This is a genomic window from Novosphingobium sp. HR1a (genome assembly GCF_015594425.1).
In the GTDB taxonomy this organism is placed as follows: domain Bacteria; phylum Pseudomonadota; class Alphaproteobacteria; order Sphingomonadales; family Sphingomonadaceae; genus Novosphingobium; species Novosphingobium resinovorum_A.
On the sequence record NZ_JABXWS010000076.1, the window covers coordinates 37,472 to 59,084 of the forward strand.

Consider the following 21,613-nt stretch of genomic DNA (forward strand, 5'->3'; position numbering starts at 1 on the left):
GATCCCGACGACCGGCAACGTCACATTTGCGGCATTGAGCTTGGTCCAAACCCGCGATAGTCGCGCGCCATGATGAACATTCCCTGGGACCAGCCCGCAACGCTGATCGATCTGGATGGCAAGACGCCGGTGATCGGATCGATGCTCGAATGCGTGATGCACTTCTCTCTCTTCAAACCTTTCGCCAAGGAGCAGCCGCGCATCCTGCTGACGCGGCCCGTGTTTCGCGAAGGGCGCAAGACCCGCACCTGGGTTCTCAATCCCGGCGAGATCGAAAAACTTGTCGAGCGGCTCGATGCGGAGAGGCAGGCAGCTCAGTAGCCCCCCCCCCCCCGCGCGATCAGTCGGCATCCCGCGCCGTTCGACGCCGTACGGCGCGGGATGATCCGGCATCAATATTCGAAAGTCATCGACGCCTTCACGGTGCGCGGCGAGCCCTGCAATAGATAGCCGCCGAACGCCGATGACCAGTAGCGGCGATTGGCGATGTTTTCGGCGCTCATACGGAAGGTGACGGGGTGTTCGCCGATCACTGCGACATAGCGCGCGCCGAGATCGAAACGGACCCAGTCAGGCAGTTCCTGAGCGGCGGCCGCCGCGCTGGGGATGTTGATCATCTGCTTGCCGGTCAGGACCACGCGGCCGGTCAACGTCAGGGCCTCGATGAAGGACGGCACGACCTCGGTGCCGAAATTGACCTGGTAGTCGGGGACGCCGATCGCCTTCTTGCCGTTGTTCACCCCGTTCAGCGATTTGGTAATCTTGGCATCGTTGACCGAGAACCCGCCGATGAAGCGAAGCCAGTCGGCGGGTTCGCCGTTGAGGGTGACCTCGACGCCGCGATTGCGCTGCTCACCGTCTACCACGAAGGTGCCCAGGCCGCTTGCAGGCGTCGTGGTGAAGGTGCTCGGCTGTTTCGTCTGATAGAGCGCGACGGTGCCGGTAAGGCCGTGGATCGCCATCTTGCCGCCGAGTTCATACTGAACTGACTTGTATGGCGCGAACACTTCGCCCGGATTGGTGACGTTGGTGAGCGGCGCGGTGGGGCCTTGGGCCAGGCCCTCGATACGGTTGGCGTAAAGGGAGACAGTGCCGGCCGGCTTGACGATTACACCTACCACCGGGGTCGTCCGGCTTTCATCGTAGCGGCTGGTCCGGGCGAGCGTGGTGCGATTGTAGGCGTTGACTATCATGTTCTGCCGTCGCGCGCCGACGGTGACGAGGATGCGATCGCCCAGAAATCCGATCGTGTCCGATGCGAACAGGCTGGTGAACGCGCCGGTCGAGACGCGCGGCAGATCTGTAAAGGAGCCGGAGACCAGGCCCGGCGTTACCGAGTTCGGCGGCCGATCGACGATCGGGGCATTGTAGAGATTGGTGCAGAAGGAAGTGGCACTTGCCCCGCAGGCTGTGCGGACCGCCGCTGGGAAGGCACCGAAGGCAAAGGCATTGCGGTTTTCCGTATAGGTGGCCGATCCACCGAAGTTGATTTCGTTGGTGATGCCGCTCACGGCGAACTTGCCGCGCAGGCCGAACTGGCCGCTCTCGTTATTGTCCTCGCGCGGGACGTAAAGGCGCGAGCCGGTGCCGGCACCGGTGGCCGCATTGGTGATCGTGAGCGTCGAATAATCGCCTTTTTCGGATCCGTCGCGCATTCCCGCGGCGAGATAGACCATCCAGTCCTTGGCGATATCGATTTCGACACGCGCCAGCGCATAAATGTCTCGCAGCTTGGTGAAGGTCCAGGGCTGTCCGTAATTGTCGTTGGCGTCCGGCGTCCTGGGAACCGCGATGTTGTTCGCCAGCCGTACTGTTGGCCGGCTATAGTTTGCCGCCTGCTCCTCGTAGCCGAAGTCGAGGAAGAAGCGCCCCGGTCCCTTGCGGAAGTCGAAGCTGGCGCCTGCGACCTTTACCTCGCGGTGCTCGTTATCGACCGCAGTGTCGCCCGAACGATAGACTCCGTTCACGCGGATGCCGAATTCCCGGTCCGGGCCGAAACGTGTGCCGATATCGACATTGCCGCCCAGAATGCCGTCGGCGCTGTAGCTCGCGGTGCCGCGGATCAACGTCTTCTGCGCGCGCTTCGGCACCAGATTGATGCCGCCGCCGATGCCGGACCCACCCGGAGCAGCGCCGAACAGGAAGGCGCTGGCACCGTTCAGGACCTGGACGCTCTCATAGAGTTCCGGCGAGACGAGTTGGCGCGGTGTGACGCCATAAAGGCCGTCGATCGACACATCGTCCCCGTTCAATGCGAAGCCGCGGATGACGAACAGCTCGGACTGGTTGCCCGAGCCATAAGTGGTGCGAACCGAAGGGTCGTTTTCGAGAACGTCGCCAATCGTCTCGGATTGTTGATCGAGGATCAGCTGCGCCGTGTAGGACGTGATGTTGAACGGTGTGGAGAGTGCGTCCTTGTTACCCAGGACGCCGATATTGCCGTCGCTTACGACCTGCTTCTGCGCCTGCTGACCCGTTACGATGATGTCGTTGCGGCTCTCCTCGCTCTCGGCATCGCGGGGAGCATGCTGGGCGAAGGCGGGTGAGGCGATTGCGAATGTCGCCGCGAGCGCCGCGGCGCTGGATCCCCGAATGATGGAAATGCGCATGGTTCGTACCCCAAAATGAGTTGACTCGATCTGCCGCGACGGATTTTCCCGTCCGCTGCAAAGGTTCCTTCCTGCGCCCGCGCCGAGCCGCACGGTCCAGCATTCCATCTGACTGCGGCCTGGAGCCGAAAACATCCAGTTTGTCCTGAGGCAGGGGACCAGGTGATGCTGGCCGCATTCGGAAAACTCCCGCCGTCGATGCGTGATCTGCCCACCTCGGGAAACATCGCCCGGCGGGCTGAAATGCCGGTGTGCGGCAGCGCCGCTCAGCCGAAGCGCTGTTTTCCGCCGACGACGGTGCGCAGCACGCCGGTTTGCGCAATCGTCTCCGGATCGATGGCGAACAGGTCGCGGTCGAGTACGACGAAATCGGCGAGACGGCCCGGGGCGATGATGCCCATCCGCTTATCCATGAATCCGGCATAGGCTGCCTCGCGGGTATAGCCTGCCAGGGCCTGAGCCAGCGAGATCCTCTGCTCCGGGTGCCATCCGCCGGGGTTCTTCCCGTCGAGCGTTTCGCGCAGCACCGCCGCCTGGATGCCGATGATGGGATCGAGCGGGGCCACCGGCCAATCCGAGCCCAGGCAGACATGCGCGCCCGAGGCGACGAGCGAATGAAAGGCGTAAGTTCGGGTAAGGCGTTCCTCGCCGATGCGCCGGATCGCCCACCGGCCGTCGTCGATCGCGTGGTAAGGCTGGACCGAAGCGATCACGTTCTGCTTGGCGAAACGGGGGATCGCCGCCTTGCTGAGCGATTGCGCGTGCTCGATCCGGAAACGACGGTCGCGCATGCCGTTGGCGTCAGCGACTTCGGCCATGACGTCGAGCACTTCGTCATTCGCCTCGTCGCCAATGGCATGTGCGGAAACCTGAAGCCCTGCCTTGTCGGCTTCGCCGATCCATTCGCGCAAGTCGGACCGCCTGGTGACAGCGATGCCATGCGTGGAGGGATCGTCCAGATAGGGTTCGTAGAACAGCGCGGTGCGTGAACCGAGCGATCCGTCGTAGACTGCCTTGCATGCCCCCCAGCGAACCCAGTCGTCGCCGCGCCCCTCGGCCTTGACCTGCGCGACCGCGCGCTCCCAGTCGGCGATTGGCGTATAGGAATAAAAGCGGATGTCGGTCTCGCCGCGCGGGCGCATGCGGCGGAGCGCGTCGTGGGTCTCCCAATCGACATCGGTGTTATGTACCTGGGTGACACCCTTGCTGAGGCCGAGCGTGATGCCTCTGCGGATCGCGGCCTCGACCTGTGCTTCGCTGGGCCTGGGAATTGCGCGCGTGGCAAGGTCCCGTGCCGCGTCCTTGAGCACGCCCGTCGGCTCGCCCCGTGCATCCCGCAGGATTACGCCGCCCGGCACGTCGGGCGTGTTGCGATCGATGCCTGCCAGCTTCAGCGCCAGCGAGTTGAGCAGCAGCATGTGCAGATCGTAGCGGATCACGGCTACCGGAATGTCGGGGGTGACGGCATCGATCCATTGCCGTGTCGGCATTTCTCCTCCCCAGCGGTCGGCGTCCCAGTTCCCGCCTTCGAGCCATTGGCCTTTGGGCAAGGCAGCCGCAGCCGCGCCGATCCGTCGGACGAATTCTGCCGGTGTGTCTGCATCGCGCAGCGACGGGCGCGACAGCATCAGCGAGGCGCGGGCGAAATGCGTGTGGCAATCGACCATACCCGGCACGACGAACGCGCCTTGCAGGTCGATCATCCGGGTCCGCCTGCCGCTACGCGCTCGCACCGCCGCGTCGCCGATTGCAACGATATCGGTGCCGATCACGCCGAGCGCATCGCTGTGTTCCGAGGGGCTGCGGCCGGTCCAGACACGGGCGTTGACATAGGCCGCGTCCAGTTCCGCCTCGGCCGCGAGGGTGGGAAGCGCGCCAATGGCCAACGCGCAGCCGGAGCCCCCGATGAAGCGTCGCCTGTCGATCATCTCTTCGTTTCCCCCACGATCGTTACTTTTGGGCTGGCTGAGGGTTTTCGGCCCGCCACTTGTCGAGTTTGTCGAGCCACTGCGCCGCGCTGAGCGGGCCGTAGGCCTTGCTGTCGGTATGGGAAGCGATGGTCTCGCGGATACCGAGGAAATAGGCCGGGCCGCTCTCCATATGCAGTTCCTTGCGCTTGGCGGCCATTGCGGCTTCCTGTGCGGTCGTGGGCTTGAAGCCGGTCACCGGCTTGAACAGCAGCACATCCCAGTCGGCGCCATCCTCGTGGACGAAGATCTGGATCGGGGGAAGGCCGGCCGTGGCAGCGACCTGGTCGGCGCGGTCGATGCGGCGTATGAATTCTTCCTGCTTGCCGGGCGCGAGCTTGAAGATTTCGAACCACGCTTCCGGCCAGGGCGCCGCTGCGTTCGCGGTGCCGGACGCCGATGCAGCGGGTGCCGCCCCTTGCGCGAATGCAGCAGAGGCAAGGACCGTCGCGGCGCCTGCCAACAGGAACTTCAAGGTCTTCATCAAGGGTATCCCCGTTTTGTGCGAAAGAATTCCGGTTATTAGTTCCCCGCCTTTGGCTGCGCGAGAACATCCAGTTTCGCCAATATGACTGGTCCACTTACCTCGCGGCTGCGGCGGCGAGCGTAGAAAGGGCCTGGCGTGCTTCGTGTTCGGTCAAGCTGGCAAAGCCGATGCGCAGCCCGCGCGGAGCGTCTTCGTTCGTCATGAAGGATTCTGACAGGGCGAAGCGCAGGCCGAATTCCGCGCCGCGCCGCTCCACGCGGTCGAGGTCGGCGCGATCGCGGAACCGGAGCCAGAAAGCGAGGCCGCCATCGGGAACCGCGTAATCGACCAATCCGCCGAGCGTCGCGTCCAGCATCGCGGCGAATCTCATGCGGCGCGCTGCATATATCTGGCGCACCTTGCGGCTGTGACGGCGCAGTTCGCCGTTCTCAATGAGCTGTGTCGCGGCATCTTCCGTGAGGATATTACCCATGCCGTCCACCAGCGAAACACGGTGAGCGATCGCGTCGATGACTTCTTCGGGCGCGGCGATGTATCCGATGCGCAGGGCCGGGAGCAGGAGCTTGGACAGCGAGCCGACGTAGATCACGCGGTTCGGAGCATAGCCGGCCATCGGCAGGAGCGGCTGCGATTCGAAGTGGAATTCGTGGTCATAGTCATCCTCGACGACGGCAAAACCGAACTGGCGGGCCAGTTCGAGCAGGCGCAGGCGTCGTTCCGGGCGCAAGGCGACGGTGGTGGGGAACTGATGGTGCGGCGTCACGAAGGCGGCGCGCACACGTTCCTGGCGGCAGGCCCGCTCGACCGCCTCGACATCTATTCCGCCTTCGTCCAGCCCGATGCTGATGATGCGAGCGCCGCATGCCCTGAAGGCGGCGACGGCCGGTTCATAGGTCAGGGCTTCCACGAGAACTGCATCGCCCGGCGTGATGAGGACCTGCGCCGCAAGGAAGATCCCGTTCTGACTGCCACGCGTAATGCAGATGTTGCGGGCAGTGACCGGCAGGCCGCGCTGGCTCTTCAGCATCGCTGCAATGCTTTCGCGCAGACCTTCCGAGCCGCGGGGATCGCTATATTGAAGATGATTGGCCCGCGATGCCCGCTGGGCCGCGACCCGATAGGCCCGCACCAGGAGTTCCGGCGGGAACAGTCGGCCATCCGGAGAGCCCTCGTCGATCTTCAATCCTTTGCCGCCCGGCAGCGCCAGAGCGCGTATCGGCGGCCTTGCGAACCGATACTCGGCGCCGCCGTCCATATGCTCGGCGACGTCCGGGCGCGCGGCTTTCCCGGTTGGTTCGGGCAGCGAAGTCGACACCTTGGTGCCGCGGGTGCCCGCCGAGGCGAGCCAGCCTTGCGCGATCAGGTCCTCATAGGCGAGCACCACGGTCTTGCGATTGACGTTCAGCACGTCCGCAAGTTCTCGGCTGCTGGGAAGAAATGTGCCGGATGCCAGCCTGCCGCTCTCGATGTCGCGGATGAGTGCCTGGATGATCTGCATGTAGACGGGCGTACCGCGCGAAGAGTGCACGATCCGCTCGCTCAAGCTCATTTTCCATGGACGCAGCATTGGACCCGGCTCCTGGTGCAGGAAGAGATAAAATCGAGGCCAGCGTATGGGTGTTGCAGTTCCAGGACAATCGCCGATACCCTTGGCCCAGCGAAATTTTAGCTCTTGGTGCTTGCAGCTGTCCGGCCCGCAGGGAAAACAGATACCGTAAGGCCAGGAGGACGTGATGTGGCAGGCGAAAGCGGGGCTGGGGTGAGCGAACTCTTCGAGCGCTTCGACGGAGGCGATGTTCGCGATTTGATTGCAGAATTCCCTCTCGCCTGGGTGTGCGCGGCAGCCGGCGGCGCGGACCATGCGAGCCTGCTTCCCTTGCTTGGCGAGTATGATCCCGAGGGCAGGCTGACTCACCTCGTTGGACACATGGCTCGGCGCAATCCGCTTTACGCGGCTCTTTCGTCAGCTCCGCGTGCGCTGGTCCTGTTCAATGGGCCGGACGGATATGTTTCGCCGGCCCAGGCCGGTCTCGACAACTGGGCGCCGACTTGGAATTTTGCCCAGCTGCGGATTGAGGCAGAGGTGACCTTCGAGCCTGACAGAACCGAAGAGGCGCTCGATCTGCTCGCCGCGAGGATGGATGATGGTACGGGTTGGGGAAGGACGATGCTCGGTCCCCGTTACACCGGGATGCTCGAAGCGATCGTTGGCTTCAGGGCGCAGGTGACCCGCGTTGCAGGCAAATTCAAGCTGGGCCAGGACGAAAGGCCCGAGACGCTTCGCTCGATCGTCGCTCGTCATCCCGATCCGGTTCTCGTCCGCTGGATGCGCCGGTTCAACGAGGAGCGGATATGATCCGTCGATTGCGCATCATGGCTGTTGCTGCCGCCAGCGCCAGTCTTTGTGCGGCGCCGATCGCGGCCAGAGACCATGCTCATCATGAACAGGCCGGGCCTTTCAACAAAGTCGGCGAGATCGATCCCTGGCTGCGCGATCCATTTCCCAGCACCTACAAGCCCGGACCACGCTCGGATGTGCTGTTCCGCCACGCCACCGTGCTCGACGGTGCAGGCGGCCGTCTTGACGATGGCGATGTTCTGGTACGGGACGGCAAGATCGCCGCCGTCGGGCAGCGCCTGGCCAACCCGGGCGGCGTGCGGGAGATCGACGCGCAGGGCCGCTGGGTCACGCCGGGCGTTATCGACGTACACAGCCATGACGGCACTTATGTACTGCCCCTCACCACCATCGATCGCCAGGCGGGCGACGTTGCCGAGGCCAGCGACGTCAACGTCGCGGACACCTGGATCGAGACTGCGATCAACCCGCAGGACGTAGCCTTTTCACGCGCGCTGCAAGCCGGCGTGACGACGATCCAGGTGCTGCCGGGCTCGAGCCCGATTTTCAGCGGCCGCGCGATCACCGTCAAGCCGGTCCACGTCACCACGGTCGCTGCGATGAAGTTTCCCGGGGCACCACAGGGTTTCAAGATGGCCTGCGGCGAGAACCCCAAGTCCGAGGGGGCGGAAAGCCATCGCGGGCCGACGAGCCGGCAAGGCGTGGTCGCCTATGTCAGAAAAACCTTCATGGATGCCCAGAAGGTCCTTCATGACTGGAGGGATTTCGACGGCAAGCCCGCCAAGCGACGCGGGCCGCCACCAGGGCGGGGCCAGGATCTGAAGCGCGAAGCGTTGGCCGGCGTGCTGGCCGGCGACCTGAGGCTCAACATGCATTGCTACCGCGCCGACGACATGGCCACGATGCTTTCGGTCATGCGCGAGTTCAACATTCATCTCGTTGCGTTTCATCACGCAGGCGAGGCTTACAAGATCCCGGAACTGCTGCGCGAGAACGACGTGTGCGCGGCGGTGTTCGGTGATTGGTGGGGGTTCAAGATGGAGACGCTGGATTCGCTGCGGGCAAGCGCGTCGATGCTCGACAAGGCGGGGGTATGCGTGACGATGCACTCCGATTCCCCGGCTTCGGGCCAGCGGCTGGCGATGGAGGCGGCCAAGGCGGCCGGGGCGGGCAGGCAGATGGGCATCGCGGTGCCGCCTGAACGGATGATACGCTGGATCACAAGCAATCCTGCGCGCGTGCTGGGTCTCTCCGATCGGATCGGCACGCTTGCACCGGGCTTCAATGCCGATGTCGTGCTTTGGTCCGGCAACCCATTCAGCATCTATACCAAGGCCGATCTCGTGCTCATGGATGGAGCGGTCGTCTCCGATCGCAGCGCGCCATCCGAGGAGCCAGACTCCGATTTCGAACTCGGCCGCGCGGCGGTGCGTCCATGAAGCGGGGCCTTCTTTCGCTGGCCGCCGTACCGTTCGCCGTTTTGGGGGCCGTGCCGGTGGCCGCGCAGGAGATCGCCATCGTCCATGCGGAGGCCTGGACGATGACCGGCGACACCCCGCTGAATGACGCGACGGTGCTCATCGATGGTGACAGGATCGTCTCGGTGACGGTCGCAGGCGGTGTACCAGCGGGGGCGCAGGTGATCGATGCAGGCGGCAAGCCGGTAACGCCGGTCTGATCAATGGTGCGACCCAGCTTGGCTTGGTCGAGGTCTCCGCCGCAAGTGACACGCGCGATTATTCTGCGGCAAAGGATGCCGGGACAGGTCCGTCGTTCGACGTGTCTTATGCGCTCAACGGCAATTCAACGCTGGTCGGGTTGGCGCGCGCGGATGGTGTCACCAGCGCGCTCAGCTTCCCGGGGCCGTCGGGTATTGCGCCTTTCTCCGGCATGGCCGCGATTGCGCGGCTGCGTCCGGGGGCCGACATTCTCGGCAAGGCACGCGCAGCAATGTTCGCGGTGATCGGTGGCGGCGCGTGGGATAGGCAGGCCGGTTCACGGGCAGCGCAATGGGGGTTGTTGCGCGCCGCCCTTGACGAAGCGAAGCTCGCCACTTTGCCCTCTGGCGACGAATTCGCGCTCAAGCGTCAGGATCGGCTGGCGCTTCGTCCGGTGCTTCAGGGTGCCATGCGGCTGGCGATAGTCACGCACCGCGAAAGCGATGTGCGTCAGGCGGTCAGGCTTGCCGGAGACTATCGAATCAAAGTGGTGATCGTGGGGGGCGCGGAGGCGTGGCGCGCAGCGGACCTGCTCGCCAAGGCACATATTCCGGTGGTGCTGGATCCTGAAGCGAACCTGCCCAGCACTTTCGACCAGATCGGCGCGCGGCAGGAGAATGCCGCGATCCTGACCCGCGCAGGAGTAAAGGTGGCGTTCGGACTGGTCGGCGGAGCGGTAGAACTGAGCTATAATGCAGGGCTGGCGCTGCGCGAAGGCGCGGGGCTTGCAGTCGCCGCCGGACTTAGCCGGATCGACGCGCTGCGGGCGATCACTGTCAATCCGGCGGCGATCTGGGGCGGCCGTGCCACTACGCTTGCGCCGGGCAGCGCGGCCGACATCGTCGTCTGGGACGGGGATCCGCTGGAGCCTTCCACCGGTGCCGCCGTTGTCATCATCGAAGGCAAGCGCGCCAGCCTCACCACGCGGCAGAGCGAATTGGAGCGCCGCTATGCGCCCGCCGTGCCGTGATTCACTGCTTTCTTGTTCGCCATTGCCGGTGCGTTGGCAGGTCTTGAACGGCAATGGCACGAGCCGCCAGAACGGCAGGCGGTTCCGACGGCTCGACTTTTTGACAGCAAGGTTTCAGAATTTGAAGCTCACCGAAACGCCATAGGTTCGTGGAGCGCCGTAGAGATTGAGGAGCCAGCCGAAGCCCACGAGGTCATTGGTATATCCGGGCCATGCCGCCGATCGACTTGTTGTTGATGGGGTGCACGTGATGGCCGTTGGACGTGTAGGGATCGGCGTCGCCGGGGTTGCCGCCGTCGTTGCCGCGCACGCAGCCCGGGCTGGCGCCGTTCACGTTGCCGTTCAGATAGGCGCTGCAGAAGGTCAGCGCAGGAATGCCGCCGAAACCCCCACCTGAATTGAAGGCGGCGAAGGATTCGGGGGTATAGACGCCATCGCTTCGATCGCCGTTTTCTGCCTTCCCCCAAAGAAAACGAGGATGTGCTGCTGCAGGCGGGGGGCCGCCTCGCCGTGCTGGCGGCCTCGGAAGTCTGGGGAGGGCAGGGGTAATGACGGTATCGTTCGGCTTGCGGCCCGGCACCTAATCGAAGCGTTTCCATGCTCGCCAGCTTGAGGTCGCCGCCCAAAGGCCCGTGCGGATCGCGTAATCGTAATGCGCCGGCGATGCGGCGCGCTGCATTCCACCTGCACTGCCGGAAGCAACGGCAGTATCGTATCCTCGCGCCTGACACTGGGACGCATCCGGCATGTGAAACGGGTTGTCGGTTTGACAAATTAGAGCAATGGCGGTTGCATGACGGAAATGGGCACCTCCGGCCGCTATTCGACCTCGACCAAGGGGGAGGCGACACGAAACCGTATCCTTGATGCGTCCGAGGTGCTGTTCGCGCAAAGCGGCTATATCGGCACTTCGCTGCGCGACATCGCCAGGGCAGCGGACGTGAGGATGGGGCTGGTCCATTACCACTTCGGCAACAAGCACCTGATCCTCGATGCCGTGCTGGAGCGCAAGCTCGACCTGTTGCGCGGCACCATCGCCGCCAGCTTCGCGCGTGCCGAGGCGGGCGGGAAGTTCGGGCTGGAGGAGATCGTGACCGCTTTCATCCTGCCGTTCCTGCAGGCGGCCTCGCGCCTCGACGACCCCTTGCGCAATTACATGGTCATGACCTCGCACCTGATGAGTTCGTACCGCTTGCCTGAACTGCGCCCGATCCTCGCCAAGCTGAGCGTGGTGTCGCAGATCCTGATCGACCGGCTGCGCGAATACCGGCCCGACATCGCCGAACGCGAACTTCTGGCGGGCGTCTATCTGATCGAGGCGGCGCTGATCTTCATGGTGCAGGACCCCGGCTTCCTCGACGACATTAGCGCGGGCCACCATTCGGTTGCGCGGCTGGAGGACATGGCGGCCCCGGCGCTGCGTTTCTTCGCCAGCGGACTGGAGAGTCTGAAGGGCACCTGACGACCGTGTCGGGCCCTGTCTGTTTTGTCAGGCAGGTCGATCGACCAGTTTTGTTATCCTGCTCCGTGACGAGACGGACCCGGCAAGAGGTCCCGAAAGGAGCAGAGATGGGAAGGCAAGACATCGACGCGCTGATGATTGATGGGCGCAACGCCGACAATCTTCGCGGCGACCCGATCACCGGCGACCGCTACACCTCGGTCGAATTCATGCAGCGCGAATGGGACCATATGTGGACCCGCATCTGGCACGTCGCCGGCCGCACGGCCGAGCTGGAGGAGCCGGGCGACTACGTCGTGCACAACTTCATGAACGAGTCCGTCTTCTGCGTCCGTCAGGACGACGGCTCGATCAAGGCGTTCTACAATTCGTGCCGCCACCGCGGCATGCGGCTGGTGTGGGACGCCAGTTCGCAGGACTCGTTCCAGTGCCCTTACCATGGCTGGGTCTGGGGCAAGGACGGCGTGCTGAACTATGCGCAGGACCCGCAGGACTTCCCGCAAGGCAACCCCTGCGGCAAGCTGAGGCTCAAGGAACTGCGCTGCGCCACCTGGGGCGGCTTCGTGTGGTACACGATGGACGACGAGGCGCCCGAACTGCTCGACTTCCTGTCGCCGATGCCGGACCTTTACAAGAACTACCCGATGGACACCGCCGTGCGCGTGTTCTGGATGAAGATCGACCTCGAAACCAACTGGAAGTTCGCCACCGACAACTTCTCCGAAAGCTATCACACCCGCACTGCGCACCCGCAGGTGCCGCCATGGATCGACCAGGACGTCGACACCGCGCGGCACGAGATGTGGGCGAACGGTCATGGCCGCACCGTGCAGCCGATGCGCCCCTCGCTGTCGGATCGCCTGCCAGACGGCGTGGTGCATCCCTTCGACATGATCCTGCAGGCGTGGGACATCGATCCCGCCGCCTACCCGGACTACGAGACCAAGGCGATGCAGGGCTGGCTCGACCTCAAGGCCGCCAAGAAGCGGCTGTGGAAGGAGCGCGGCTACGTCCACTACGAGCACATGGACGACGAGGAGATCACCGACAGCCCGCATACGGTGATGTTCCCCAACGTCACCATCAGCTTCCTGCCGGACAACCTGATTTTCTTCCGCACCGAGCCGCACCCCACCGACCCGAACAAGTGCACGTTCGATCTGTGGTGCATGGCCTTCCCGGTCGAGGGACAGGCCGTGGTGGAATCGATCATGGCCGGTCCCCAGCCGCTGCGCGAGGCCGAGATGCAGCACCGCGCCTTCGACAACGGCCGCGGCGTGCCCGAGATCAAGGACCAGATCGTCTATCAGGACATGCTTCTGGCGGAAGGCCAGCAGAAGGGCATGTATTCTCGCGGGTACACCGACGCCTATCTGGCCGCGCAGGAGACGCGGGTGCGCTTCTTCCATGAAGTGCTGAACGATTACCTCGAGGGGCGGCGCTAGGCCGTCCCCCCCCATCGGCATGTGCTCCGCACTTTGGCCTTGCCGGGCAACTGACGAGACGAAGGAGACTCGATCCATGGATGCGACCCGACTGGACGGCGCGATCGCGCTGGTGACCGGTGCAAGCGGTGATATCGGCGCAGCCGTGTGCAGCCTGCTGGAAGCACGCGGCGCCATGGTAGTGCGCTCCGACTTGCGCGCGCCGTCCGGGGGCAAGCAGGAATTCCTCGCGCTCGACGTTACCAGTGAAGGGAGCTGGGCCGAGGTGCTGGGCGTCATAGAAAGTCGCCACGGCGCGCTCGACATCCTGGTCAACAATGCGGGCATCGCGCCGATGGAGCGGATCGATGCCATGGCGCTGGAAGACTGGCGCCGCTGCCAGCAGGTGAACGTCGAGGGCGTCTTCCTCGGCCTCAAGCACGCCTCGCCGTTACTGGCGCGCAGCGGATCGCGGCGGCCCGGCGGTGCCGCGGTGGTCAACTTGTGCTCGGGCGCATCGGACCGGCCTGCCGCGTTCAGCGCCGCCTATTGCGTCAGCAAGGCCGCCGCACGGATGCTCACCCGGGCCGCTGCCGTCGAATTCGCCGCACTCAAGATGCCGATCCGCGTCAATTCGGTCCATCCCGGCGTAGTCGAGTCCGCGATGATGGACGATATTCTCGCCACTTATTCGCGGATCACCGGCGGGACCCCGGTGGAGACGCTGCGCGCGGGCGTTGCCGCAGGCAACCCGATGGGCCGTTTCGTAGACCCGGCCGAAGTTGCGGAAGCCGTGGCATTCCTCGCATCGAGCGCGGCTCGGTACGTCCACGGTGATGCGATCCACCTCGATGGAGGCTACGCCGCGGCCTGAAAGGCTGGGCATATGTGCTGATCCGTCCGGGAACGCCTCCTGGGGCGGGGAGTGCCGGTCCGATGGCGCTTTGGGCTTCGACGGGACATGCCGATTTCGCCCGGTTTCGGCGCAGGGACAAATCCTATAATTCGGGCCTGATTTCCGGCGGCAAGCAAACTTCCACACGCAGCCCGTCCCCGTGCCCGTCCAGGAGCCGGATCGTGCCGCGGTGCAATCGGACGACTTCCTGCGCGATGTTGAGACCCAGCCCGCTGCCGGACCCCGATGGCTGAGCGCCGCGATCGAAGCGGTTCAATACGCGTTCCCGGTCATGTTCGCTCAGGCCCGGACCACTATCCTGTATGATGAGGCGCACCGTATCGGTCTGCTTCGAAAGCTGGATCAGGATGACGCCGAATTCCGGCGTGTAGCGTATGGCATTGTCGACGAGATTGGAAACGAGCTGTTCGATCGGATGTTGATCGCCGTGAAACGGAATATTGCCGTCGCCCGCCTCGAAGCAGATCTCGATATTCTTTTCCAGCGCGGACGGGATCGCCCAGGACACGACATCGGCCACGACCACGTCGATCGGGAATGACGCGAAGTTGGCAAAACCGTCGGACCCTGCCTCGATCCGGCTGAGGGTCAGCAATTGACCGGTCAATCGAACCAGGCGGGTGCCTGCCGCATCGACCTTTTCCAGCATCGCGCGCATGTCGTCATAGGTGGTCGTGCGGAGAGCGAGTTCCACCTGGGTGCGCATGTTGGTCAAAGGTGTGCGCAACTGGTGCGAGGCATCGGCAATGAACCGCCGCTGGGCTGACAACAGAGCCGCAAGACGTGCGATCAGGCTGTTGATCACGCCGACCTGCTGGTGCAGTTCCATCGGCAGTGCATGGTCATCGATATGCCGCAGGTCGTTGGGGTCGAGCCGCGCGATCGCGTCGCGAACCCTGGCTAGCGGCGCGATGCCTCTTCCGACGCCGATCCAGATGAGGAGGATGATCCCCATGAGGAACAGCGATTGCGGCGCGACCATGTAGGCCATGACCTCGCGCGAGAGCATGTTGCGCTTCTGCCTGGTTTCCGCGACGCGCACCAGCATGAAGCGGCCCCCGTCACCGGCTACGCGGGTCTGCACGATCCGAAAGTCCCGGCCCTCTATCCGGGCGCCGTAGAAGATGTTGCCGTGGGAGTTGGTTACGGTCGTGGTGGGGGCAGGGACGCCTGCATTGCCGACATGGCGCATGCCGGTATCGTCGATCATCAGGTAGCGGATCTGGTCCACCCGGTCGAATTCCAGCATTTGCCGGGCCGCAGGCGGCAGGTCGACCGAGAAGGTGCCGTTGGAACTGACGACCTGCCGCGCGATCGTTTCGACCGAGTCCTCCAGCGAACGGTCGTAGGCCACGTTCACGAAATGAACGACGATCGCGTAGGAGGCCCATAGCCAGATCGCGGCCAGCGCCAGCGTTGTTGGCAGCAGCCACGCCAGCAGCCGCCTGCGCATGCTGAGACGCCTAGCCATTGCGATGGTGTTCCATCAGATAACCGAGGCCATGAATGGTGCGGATACGCACCGCATTGGCGGCCAGCTTCCGGCGCAGACGGCTGACGTAGACTTCGATGCTGTTGGTGGCGACTTCGCGGTCCCAGTTGCTCATCTGCTGGGCGAGCTTCGCCTTTTGCACGACTTCGCCGACGCGGCCGATCAGCGCTTCCAGCATGTCGGTTTCCCGTAGCGACAAGTCTATGGGCTGCCCTTCGACGAAAGCCCGGCGCGTCTCGGGATCGAACTCCAGCGGTCCATTGACGAGCCGGACCACCGTACCGGAAAGGCGCCGGCGGATCGCTTCGATGCGGGCTTCAAGCTCTCCCAGCGCGAAAGGTTTGACGAGATAGTCGTCGGCGCCCGCGCGCAATCCGGCGATGCGATCGTCGATGGCGTCGCGGGCGGTCAGGATCAGGATCGGGGTCGCATCGCGCCGGCCGCGCACCCGGCGCAGGAGGTCCAGCCCATCGAGATCTGGCAAGCCCAGATCGAGCACGACGAGATCATAGCCGCCGCCATGCAGCGCCAGATCTGCGGCCTCTCCGGCAGCGACCGCATCGGTGCGATGCCCGGCCAGTTCGAGTGCGCGGGCGATCGTCTCACGCAAGTCCGCATCGTCCTCGACCAGTAGCAACCGCATTCATAACCTCCGGTCCAGTCAGGACTTTGTCAGGGCTTCCCCATAATCGCCCGGACAGGGCCGTCTTCACCGGAAGACACAATGGCAGGGAACCTATTCGCATGGCACTGTGCTTGGCGCCGCGTTCGCGTCTTCTATTCGCGCTGCTGGTATCGGCAAGCCTTTCCGCCTGTTCGGGCCAAAGCGACGTCGAGAAGCCCGATGCGCCGCCGGGACTGGAGCAGATGATCCGGCAGGGCTTCGTGAAGGCGCAGCGGGTGGGCGAGGGGGCAGGCGGCTTCGGCCTTCCACTGCCCGCGCGGGTGGCATTCGAGGCGCAGGGCATGGCGGCGATCGACACACCCGTAGCGGCCCGGATCGTCTCGATCGCGGTGCGCCCCGGAGAGATCGTCAAGCGCGGCGACGCGCTGGTCACGCTGGTCGGCGCGGAAGTGGCCGGAACGCGATCGGACGTGACGCAGGCGAGTGCGCGCCTTGCCGCCGCCGAAGACATGCTGCGCCGCCAGAACGAAATGGTGCGCCGGGGCGTGGGCACCGAAGTGGAGCGCTTCGGTGCGGAAACCGCCGCACGCGAAGCCCGCGCGGAATATGCCCGTGCGTCTCGCGCTTCCGCGATGATCGGTGGCGGTGATGGCGCCACGTTCACCCTGCGCGCGCCGGTAGGCGGCACCGTGCTCGGACTCAAGGCCAGTATTGGTTCCATAGCGGATGCGGGCGGCGATCCGATCATGGAGATCGGCGATCCGACGCGCCTGTGGATCGTCGCCGATGCCGCCGAAAGCGACTTGTCCGGGGTGCGTCCCGGCATGGAAGCGCAAGTCACGGTCGCCGGGGTGACCGTTCCCGCGCGGGTCGATGGTGTCGGCTCGCTGATCGATAGCGACCAGCGCCGCGTTCCCATCTATCTGCGCCTGTCCGACCGGCCTGCGGGCATGACCGCCGGAATGCTTGCCGAAGTGCGTTTGCCGGGACAAGCTGCGATCACCGTCCCGACCGATGCCGTGCTCGTCAAGGATGGCGGCAACCGGGTTGTCTATGTGCGCACCACCAAGGGCGCCGTTGCGCGTCCCGTGCAGGTGGGCGCATCGCGCGCAGGGCGCATCGTCATCACCTCAGGCCTGAAGCTGGGTGAGACCATCATCACGCACGGCGCCCTGCTGCTCGACAGCAGCGCCAGCCAGCAACTCTGAGCCCCGCCATGCTGTCTCGTCTCATCGAATTCTCGGTTCATCGCCGCGTCGTTGTGCTGGTGCTTGCGGGCATCCTCGCAGTGTTCGGCATCCGGGCCTATCACAACCTTTCCATCGAAGCCTTTCCCGACGTCACCAACGCGCAAGTGCAGGTCATCACCCAGATGCCGGGTTATGCCGCGGCAGAGGTGGAGCGGCAGGTCACCATCCCGCTGGAGCGTGCGCTGAACGGCACGCCGCGCATGACCTTGCTGCGCAGCGAAAACCTGTTCGGCCTTTCCATCATCACGCTGGTGTTCGACGACGATGCCGATCCGTTCGACAGCCGCATGGTGGTGGGCCAGCGCCTTGGCGATGCGGAACTGCCGGAAGGCGTCACGCCCGCGCTGGCGCCGGAATCGACGCCGCTGGGGAAGATCTACCGCTTCCGCATCACCAGCGACCGTTACGACCTGTTCGCGATCCGCTCCGAGATGAAGTGGACCGTCACACGCATGCTGCGGCAGGTCCAGGGCGTGGCCGATGTCGTGCCTTTCGGCGGTTACCTCAAGGAAATCCAGGTCCAGCCCGATCCGGCCAAACTCTACGCGGCGGGGATCAGCCTGGACACGCTGGAAGAGACGCTGAACAAGGCGAACCTCAACGTCGGCGGCGGGTTCCTGCGCACCGGCGATCAGGAACTGACGGTGCGTGGCATCGGCGTGATCCAGACCCCGGAAGACATCAAGCAGGTTCCGCTCAAGGCCAAGGACGGCACCGCGCTGACCATCGGCGACGTCGCCACGATCCAGACCGCGCCGACCCCGCGCAGAGGCTCGGTATCCTACAACGACCAGCGCGAGGTGGTCGAAGGGCTAGTGCTGATGCGGCGGGGAGAGAACCCCTCGCTGGTGCTCGAAGGCATCCACGATCAGGTCAAGCGGCTGAACGATACGATCCTGCCCAAGGGCATGAAGATCGTGCCCGTCTACGATCGCAGCGAACTGGTCGGCCATACGATCGGGACGGTGCAGGACAACCTGCTGCACGGCTTCATTCTGGTCATCGCCATCGTCTGGCTGTTCCTGCGCAGCGTGACCGGATCGGCGGTGGTCTCGGTGGTGATCCCGCTGTCACTGCTGACCGCCTTCATCGGCCTGAGCCTGCTGGGGCTTCCGGCCAACCTGATATCGATGGGCGCGATCGACTTCGGCATTCTGGTCGATGGCGCGGTGGTGCTGGTCGAGGCGGTGATGCACGCCATGCAGACCGAACGGCCGCAGGACAAGAAGGCCATCCTCAAGCTGGTGATCGCATCGGCCATCGATGTGGGGCGCCCGACATTCTACTCGATGCTGATCATCATCGCCGCGCTGCTGCCGGTCTTCACCCTGCAGTCGGTGGAGGGCCGCATGTTCCGCCCGCTGGCGCTGACATATGCCTTCGCGCTGACCGGCGCGCTGGTGTTCGCGCTGACGGTGGTGCCTGCCTTGTGCGCCGTGATGTTCAAGCCGAAGCACGCCGATATCATCGAGCCGCGCTGGATCGGCTGGCTGCGCGAACGATACCGGTCCCTGCTGGATGGCATCCTGCGCGCACGCGTGATCCCCATGGTAGGCGCGGTGGCACTGCTGATGGCGGGCGCGATCGCGGTGGACCGGCTTGGCACCGAATTCCTGCCCGAACTCGATGAAGGCGACATCGCGATCTTCGTCGAGATGCCCAACAGCATCGCGCTGGAAAAGGCGCAGGACGTGCTGCAGGAGGTCCACCGGCGTATCCGCGCGATCCCGGAAGTGCGCGACGTCCACAGCGAGCACGGCAGGCCCGAAGACGGCACCGACAACGAAGGCGTCAACATGGTCAAGACCTTCGTGCGCCTGCTGCCCGAGGAGAACTGGCACACCGGCAAGACCAAGGCCCAGATCATCGAACAGATGCGTCATTCTCTGGCCGGGATTCCGGGCGTGCGCTTCAACTTTTCGCAGCCGATCAAGGACAGCGTCGAGGAAGCGGTGGCAGGCGTGCGCGGCAAGGTTGTGCTCAAGATTTTCGGCACTGATCTGACCGTGATGCGCCAAACGCTGCTGAAGGCGGTCGATGCGATCAAGCCGATCCGCGGCGTCACCGAACTGGACCTCTACCGCGATGCGCTGGGGCCGCAGTTGCAGATCCAGCTGGACCGCGCGGCGCTTGCCCGTGCGGACGTGTCGATCGAAGATGCGCAGCGGACGATCGAGACCGCTCTTGCGGGCCGCGTCACGACCGAATTCTGGGACGGTGAACGTCCGGTGCCGGTGCGGCTGATCCTGCCGTCTCCCTCGCGCGACGATGCCGACAAGATCAGCGCCTTGCCGATCATGACCCCGGGCGGTGCGCGCGTGCCCTTGGGCCAGCTTGCCCGGATCACGGTGGAGAATGGTCCCACCACGATCGTGCGCGAAGGCAATATCCGGTTCCTAGCCCTCAAGTTCAACGTCGAGGGGCGCGACATGGGCTCGACCGTCAATGATGCGATCGCCGCCGTGAATGCCAAGGTAAAGCCGCCGGAAGGCCACTACTTCGTCTGGGGCGGCGAGTTCGAGAACCAGCAGCGGGCCGCCAAGCGGCTGCAGATCGTGGTTCCCGTCGCGTTGCTGCTGGTCTTGTGCCTGCTCTACGCCGCGATGAACAGCGGGCGCAGCGCCATCGCGATCATCGCCACGATCCCTTTCGCGTTGACCGGCGGCGCCTTCGCGTTGCTGGTCGCCGGGGTGCCGCTGTCGGTCAGCGCGGCGGTGGGCTTCATCGCCTTGCTGGGGCAGGTGTCGCTGATGGGCGTGTTGGTGCTGTCCGCTGCCGAAGAGCGGCGGCGGGCGGGCATGGACCTGCTTCCTGCCCTGCTGGACGGTGCGGTGGACCGCTTGCGGCCGGTGCTGATGGCGTCCTCGCTGGCGATGCTGGGACTGCTGCCGATGGTCGTCTCCAGCGGCATAGGCAGCGAGACGCAGCGGCCCTTCGCGCTCGTCGTCGTGGGCGGCATGGTGACGACGCTGATCGTCGCGCTGCTCATCCTGCCGGTGATCTACAGCTACATCACGCCGGGCAAACTCCAGACCCCCGAGGAGGCCGACGCATGAGCCGACGTGTAATTCTGGGCCACCTTTCCGTCCTGCCGCTGCTGGCCCTTTCGGTTCCGGTGATGGCGCAACCGATGCCGGAAACCGTCGATCTCCAGACGGTGCTCACTCTGGCGCGAACCTCCAGCCCGCGCGTGGAAGCCGAGGAGCAGGACATCGCGGGCGCGCAGGCGGACCGGCAGATAGTGAACGTGTTGCCTAATCCCGAGGTTTCCTATGCCGGATCCTATCAGCCGGGCGGGATCACCAACTTCGAGGGGCGGCGCGCGCACGAAGCCACCGTCGAACTTCCCCTCGATCTGGGCGGCAAGCGCCGTGCGCGGGTCGCGGCGGCGGACCGCAGGATCGATGCCGCCAGATCGCGCGTCGCGGTGTCGAGGCTGGACTTCATGACCGAGGCAGGCAGCGCCTTCGTCGCATTGCTGAGCGCGCAGGACACCGTCGGCGTGCGCCGGGATGCGATGGCCGAACTGGACCGGCTTCGCGGCATGGTGGCGGGACGGCGGGCATCGGGGATGGCCAGCGACTATGATGTCGCCCGCGTCGATGTGGAGATAGAATCCGCCCGCGCCGATCTGGTCGAGGCCGAGAGTGCCGCTATCGATGCCCGCACCGACCTTGCCAATGCCCTGGGCTTCCCGGGGTGGCATCCCAGCGCTAGCGGCAGCCTTGATCAGGTGCCCGGCACCGGCGGCAGTCCCGCCCAATCCGCCGAAGCGCTTCCCGCGGTTGCGGCCGCACTGGACGAGCAGAACGCCGTGAAAGCCGACGTGGTCACGGCCCGGCGCGAGCGTTTCCCGGAAGTCTCGGTGAACGGCGGGCGTTTCTGGACGACCGGCCCGTTCGGCGCGACCTATTCGGCAGGGCTGACGCTGGAAGTGCCGCTGTTCGACCGCCGCAATGGCGCCGTCCGCAAGGCCGAAGCCGAAGCGCGGGCAGCCGAACTGCGCACCGAAATCGCCAAAGCCAAAGCGCTCGCTGAAATCGACCGCTACGCCGCACTGGTCGAAGTGCGCACCGCCGCGCTCGATACCTTCAACCGCAGGATCGGAGGAAAGCTGGACGCGCTGGGGCGTATGGCCGAGGATTCCTATCGTCTGAGCGGTGGTTCGGTCATCGAACTGATCGATGCCACGCGATCACGCTTCGACAATCTGGCCACACAGGTCAGTCTGTCAGCCAGACTTGCCGATGCGCGGCTCCGCCTTCGCCTTTCGCGGGAGGATGGTTCCGACGATACGGCGCTGACGGCCCGGTAACGGATCTCGTTTCGCCACC

The 21,613-nt window shown here is 64.8% G+C and carries 18 protein-coding genes; 11 read left to right on the forward strand and 7 right to left on the reverse strand.

Annotation, left to right across the window (positions count from 1 at the left end; genetic code table 11):
* The first annotated feature begins 69 nt into the window (after positions 1–69).
* Positions 70–321: a hypothetical protein gene (locus HWN72_RS20535; protein WP_008833401.1), complete on the forward strand. Its 252-nt coding sequence runs from the start codon at positions 70–72 to the stop codon at positions 319–321.
* Between the two features lie 71 nt (positions 322–392).
* Here HWN72_RS20535 and HWN72_RS20540 read toward each other — a convergent pair whose 3' ends face one another.
* The 4 genes from HWN72_RS20540 to HWN72_RS20555 all read right to left on the reverse strand — a co-directional run bounded on the left by HWN72_RS20540 (position 393) and on the right by HWN72_RS20555 (position 6,630).
* Positions 393–2,609 carry a TonB-dependent siderophore receptor gene (locus HWN72_RS20540; RefSeq protein WP_036530935.1) on the reverse strand — a complete coding sequence of 739 codons (2,217 nt, stop codon included), beginning with the start codon at positions 2,607–2,609 and terminating at the stop codon, positions 393–395.
* 266 nt (positions 2,610–2,875) lie between these two features.
* Entirely contained in the window at positions 2,876–4,537 is a 1,662-nt protein-coding gene (locus HWN72_RS20545; protein WP_211151245.1) for an amidohydrolase, read from the reverse strand.
* 22 nt (positions 4,538–4,559) lie between these two features.
* On the reverse strand, positions 4,560–5,060 hold the full coding sequence (locus HWN72_RS20550; RefSeq protein ID WP_008831844.1) for a hypothetical protein: 501 nt from the start codon (positions 5,058–5,060) through the stop codon (positions 4,560–4,562).
* Positions 5,061–5,157: 97 nt separating this feature from the next.
* The gene (locus HWN72_RS20555) at positions 5,158–6,630 is read right to left on the reverse strand and encodes a PLP-dependent aminotransferase family protein (RefSeq protein WP_036530939.1); all 1,473 of its coding nucleotides are present in this window, start codon (positions 6,628–6,630) and stop codon (positions 5,158–5,160) included.
* A 192-nt stretch (positions 6,631–6,822) separates the two neighbouring features.
* Between HWN72_RS20555 and HWN72_RS20560 the strand changes: the two genes are divergently transcribed.
* The 4 genes from HWN72_RS20560 to HWN72_RS20575 are packed head-to-tail and all read left to right on the forward strand — an operon-like array spanning position 6,823 to position 10,110.
* On the forward strand, positions 6,823–7,419 hold the full coding sequence (locus tag HWN72_RS20560) for an FMN-binding negative transcriptional regulator (RefSeq protein WP_036530940.1): 597 nt from the start codon (positions 6,823–6,825) through the stop codon (positions 7,417–7,419).
* Positions 7,416–8,861: an amidohydrolase family protein gene (locus HWN72_RS20565; RefSeq protein WP_008831847.1), complete on the forward strand. Its 1,446-nt coding sequence runs from the start codon at positions 7,416–7,418 to the stop codon at positions 8,859–8,861. The genes HWN72_RS20560 and HWN72_RS20565 overlap by 4 nt, the downstream gene beginning before the upstream one ends.
* Positions 8,858–9,100, forward strand: coding sequence for a hypothetical protein (locus HWN72_RS20570; RefSeq protein WP_211151246.1), 243 nt, complete (start codon positions 8,858–8,860; stop codon positions 9,098–9,100). Before HWN72_RS20565 ends, HWN72_RS20570 begins: the two co-directional genes overlap by 4 nt.
* 23 nt (positions 9,101–9,123) lie before the next feature.
* Entirely contained in the window at positions 9,124–10,110 is a 987-nt protein-coding gene (locus HWN72_RS20575; protein WP_211151247.1) for an amidohydrolase family protein, read from the forward strand.
* 193 nt (positions 10,111–10,303) lie between these two features.
* Here HWN72_RS20575 and HWN72_RS20580 read toward each other — a convergent pair whose 3' ends face one another.
* Entirely contained in the window at positions 10,304–10,690 is a 387-nt protein-coding gene (locus HWN72_RS20580; RefSeq protein WP_008831849.1) for a hypothetical protein, read from the reverse strand.
* Between the two features lie 213 nt (positions 10,691–10,903).
* Between HWN72_RS20580 and HWN72_RS20585 the strand changes: the two genes are divergently transcribed.
* The 3 genes from HWN72_RS20585 (at position 10,904) to HWN72_RS20595 (ending at position 13,870) form a co-directional block, all read left to right on the forward strand.
* On the forward strand, positions 10,904–11,572 hold the full coding sequence (locus HWN72_RS20585; protein ID WP_036530941.1) for a TetR family transcriptional regulator: 669 nt from the start codon (positions 10,904–10,906) through the stop codon (positions 11,570–11,572).
* A gap of 107 nt (positions 11,573–11,679) precedes the next feature.
* The gene (locus tag HWN72_RS20590) at positions 11,680–13,017 is read left to right on the forward strand and encodes an SRPBCC family protein (protein WP_069709444.1); all 1,338 of its coding nucleotides are present in this window, start codon (positions 11,680–11,682) and stop codon (positions 13,015–13,017) included.
* Between the two features lie 76 nt (positions 13,018–13,093).
* Positions 13,094–13,870: an SDR family NAD(P)-dependent oxidoreductase gene (locus HWN72_RS20595; RefSeq protein ID WP_211151248.1), complete on the forward strand. Its 777-nt coding sequence runs from the start codon at positions 13,094–13,096 to the stop codon at positions 13,868–13,870.
* A 124-nt stretch (positions 13,871–13,994) separates the two neighbouring features.
* Here the strand turns inward: HWN72_RS20595 and HWN72_RS20600 are convergent, their stop codons facing one another.
* Positions 13,995–15,365, reverse strand: coding sequence for a sensor histidine kinase (locus HWN72_RS20600; protein ID WP_211151249.1), 1,371 nt, complete (start codon positions 15,363–15,365; stop codon positions 13,995–13,997).
* A 10-nt stretch (positions 15,366–15,375) separates the two neighbouring features.
* Positions 15,376–16,047 carry a response regulator transcription factor gene (locus HWN72_RS20605; RefSeq protein WP_008831511.1) on the reverse strand — a complete coding sequence of 224 codons (672 nt, stop codon included), beginning with the start codon at positions 16,045–16,047 and terminating at the stop codon, positions 15,376–15,378.
* 101 nt (positions 16,048–16,148) lie between these two features.
* Here HWN72_RS20605 and HWN72_RS20610 point away from each other — a divergent pair, with 101 nt between their 5' ends.
* From HWN72_RS20610 to HWN72_RS20620, 3 genes are read left to right on the forward strand one after another with little or no spacing between them, the layout of a single operon-like run.
* Positions 16,149–17,237 carry an efflux RND transporter periplasmic adaptor subunit gene (locus HWN72_RS20610; protein ID WP_008831512.1) on the forward strand — a complete coding sequence of 363 codons (1,089 nt, stop codon included), beginning with the start codon at positions 16,149–16,151 and terminating at the stop codon, positions 17,235–17,237.
* An 8-nt stretch (positions 17,238–17,245) separates the two neighbouring features.
* Positions 17,246–20,335: an efflux RND transporter permease subunit gene (locus tag HWN72_RS20615; RefSeq protein WP_211151250.1), complete on the forward strand. Its 3,090-nt coding sequence runs from the start codon at positions 17,246–17,248 to the stop codon at positions 20,333–20,335.
* A complete protein-coding gene (locus HWN72_RS20620) occupies positions 20,332–21,594 on the forward strand; it encodes a TolC family protein (RefSeq protein WP_008831514.1) in 1,263 nt (420 codons plus the stop codon). Before HWN72_RS20615 ends, HWN72_RS20620 begins: the two co-directional genes overlap by 4 nt.
* Positions 21,595–21,613 lie beyond the last annotated feature (19 nt).